Here is a 2,865-nt window from a genome sequence, read left to right on the forward strand (position 1 = left end):
CGATAACCATCACGCTCACGCCGGCTTCTCGAGCCTGTAACGCCGCAGCCATGCCTGCAAAACCGCTACCAACCACCACTACATCGACTATCTCATCGAAACTGACAGGAACTGACTCACAATTAGCCGTAGCGGGAAGGGCGATACTCGCTCCCAGCCCTGCGGCCATGATCATGCCCCCTTTTAATAGCTGGCGACGCTCAGAATTAATGCCTTGGGTTTCACTCATGCTGATTTCCTTCAATAATCACTGGAACTTGTCAGCTTGAAAGTGCAGATGCCGTGCCAAGCACCTAAAAAGAGGGGATTAAGCGTGGAACTTTGAATACAGGCACAAAATCACGAAATATAACGATCTACAATCACGATACTTAGTGATCAACATGAAATATCAATGGAAAAACACTTCTATTACGAATCCACCCTAAGACTCTGTGGTAGTTTACAACTCGAAAAATCCCTACAGAGTTACTTCGAGTATATTCGGTATGAATTGCCCATTGACGGGCTGTTTGTGAATATTTTTCGCAAACAGTTTAATGACATACAGTTTATCGCCCACGTTAATGATACTCACTGCTGTACCTTAGATAAGTGCATTCCCATCCCTGAAACAATGGCGCTAGATTTAGCTGACCCTGAGCGCCCAAGGGTGAGAGTGGTTAATGATATTGAGCACGATCCGGTGACAGCGTTAGTCGCGCCTCAGGTGATAAAAGACATTCGCTCACTGATTATTCTGCGGTTATCGATAGAAAATACTCATCTTGGCATTATTGGTTTTTATGCTAAAACCACAGGCGTATTTAGGCCGCGTCATGCCGATCTCATTGCGCCGCACATGCAAACCTTAGCGCTAATCACAGCGTTAAATCTCAGGGGCCGTAATTTACTCAAAGAAAACGAAGCGCTCTCCAAGCAAAATGTCAGTCTGCGGCGTACCTTAGATATTCAAAATGGGGTCGTAGGTGCTCACTCTGGCCTTAAGCAAGTGATGCAGCAGGTGCAATCCATCGCCAAAATCAATACCACAGTCTTGATGCTCGGTGAAACGGGTTGCGGCAAAGAGGTGATAGCAAATGCCATCTACGAATTGTCGGAGCGCTCTGGTAAACCTTTTATTAAAGTAAATTGTGGCGCCATCCCAGAGACCTTGATTGACTCCGAGCTTTTTGGTTATGAAAAAGGCGCATTTACGGGCGCTGAATCCCGCAAAATTGGCTATTTTGAACAAGCTAATGGCGGCACGATTTTTTTAGATGAGATCGGTGAGCTGCCGCTTTCAGCGCAAGTCAGGCTTTTACGGGTATTACAAAATGGTTGCATCACCCGCGTGGGTGGCCATGATGAGGTGCAACTCGATATTCGTATTATTGCGGCGACCCACAGAAACCTTCAAGCCATGGTCCATAGAGAAGTGTTTCGCGAAGATCTTTGGTATCGACTGGCGATTTTCCCTATCGAAATCCCATCATTAAGACAACGGCGCGCAGATATCCCCCTGCTTGTGCAACACTTTATCGAGCAGCTCAGTGCTAAGTTTAATCTGCCACAATTACCCAGAATTGCACCCGATCAACTGAATATCCTCAATCGATATGACTGGCCCGGCAATGTGCGAGAACTCATTAACGTGCTTGAGCGGGCGATAATCCAGCATCCCGCAGGTCCGCTCGACTTTCGTTTTCTGGCGCCACAGGGCGTTGAAGAGGTGAAAACCCCATCCAAACAAACCGTGATAATCGATCCAAGTCATGCCAGTGATATTTTGGTACCGCTGGATGTGATGACTAAAAAATACATCAGCCATGCTTTAAGGATCACGGGTGGCAAGCTCTACGGCCCCGGTGGCGCTGCGGAGTTGTTGGATATCAATGCCAATACCTTACGCAGTAAAATGAAAAAACTTAATATTATTTAAGATGATACGCAGCTAAATTAGATATTATACTCATGCCCTGTCTATATACAGGGCCTGTTCTGGCGGCTGCTCTGTTATTTGTTTGCTAACATTTTTATGGTTCAGAGGTGCAGAAACCCGCTTACAAGTTAAGGTATCGCTTAGGAAGGTCACAGCCAAGCAAGCCATACTTGGAGATTAATTCAGTAGATTAATCTGAGAGTTGTGTTCAGCGTTATTAACGGTGACGCAGCCTGACAAATAAAAAATCATCGTCGGTTTTAGAATACCAGTCTGATTCTTACAATTTGCTTCTGTTATTGCGTGATGAGTTGTTAGTTACCAGCTTTTTCACAATTCCCTTCAAGGCCTTGAATGGTGATGCTGCCACCAACGGTGGCTTGCTTGTAAATCGTGTAGGGCAACACTAGGGTGTCGAGAATCACGCTAAAGGGTAAATCCCAAAACATGATGCCAGCCCCTTGGCCGCCGCTTCCGGGGCTCCGCGCGCTAGCGCTTAGGGCGCATATTCCCAATGTCGAGCCACTGTATATGTGGTGAATGGTGCAGCCTTGTGGACAATGATTTGGCTTTAGCAGCTCTTTTTCAAATTCAGGCGTTAGCGTATAAGCACTCATGCAACCGCTGAGTAGCGAGGCCGAGATGAGCAGCGTGATTAATTTAAATCGCATTTTCGTATAACCCCGTGCTTTAAAGGTTTATTAACACCATGCTATCGAAATTTGTGTTGGTGGGGTAGCACTTTACGATGCCATCTTGATACTAATGGATTGATATTATTTATGCTTTATCCATATTACGCTGCCGCCCTAGCGAGTTTAGCTTAGCGCTTCACCCGCGGTATGCTGTGCCATTTTGTGGCGTATTGGGGGAGGGAGCCGTCCCATCGCATGGCCCATTTATGGGCCTGCCTTGGGTGGCGACAATTAAGGTGTCACTGCCTA

At 46.5% G+C, this 2,865-nt stretch carries 3 protein-coding genes; 1 reads left to right on the forward strand and 2 read right to left on the reverse strand.

Annotation, left to right across the window (positions count from 1 at the left end):
- Positions 1-229, reverse strand: a 229-nt coding sequence (locus ACRCZA_RS10105; RefSeq protein ID WP_438674313.1) for an FAD-binding protein, incomplete at its 3' end; no start/stop codon positions are given.
- Between the two features lie 165 nt (positions 230-394).
- On the opposite strand from ACRCZA_RS10105, the gene ACRCZA_RS10110 reads away from it, so the two are divergent.
- Entirely contained in the window at positions 395-1,921 is a 1,527-nt protein-coding gene (locus ACRCZA_RS10110) for a sigma 54-interacting transcriptional regulator (protein ID WP_438674314.1), read from the forward strand.
- A gap of 314 nt (positions 1,922-2,235) precedes the next feature.
- Here ACRCZA_RS10110 and ACRCZA_RS10115 read toward each other — a convergent pair whose 3' ends face one another.
- Positions 2,236-2,592, reverse strand: coding sequence for a YceK/YidQ family lipoprotein (locus ACRCZA_RS10115; protein ID WP_438674315.1), 357 nt, complete (start codon positions 2,590-2,592; stop codon positions 2,236-2,238).
- Positions 2,593-2,865 lie beyond the last annotated feature (273 nt).

Source organism: Shewanella sp., assembly GCF_051658185.1.
Taxonomy (GTDB): Bacteria; Pseudomonadota; Gammaproteobacteria; order Enterobacterales; family Shewanellaceae; genus Shewanella.

Excerpts from the sequence above, each read along its gene's own strand:
- ACRCZA_RS10115 (WP_438674315.1), bottom strand. The coding sequence starts at position 2,592 with ATGCGATTTAAATTAATCACGCTGCTCATCTCGGCCTCGCTACTCAGC.
- ACRCZA_RS10110 (WP_438674314.1), top strand. The coding sequence starts at position 395 with ATGGAAAAACACTTCTATTACGAATCCACCCTAAGACTCTGTGGTAGT.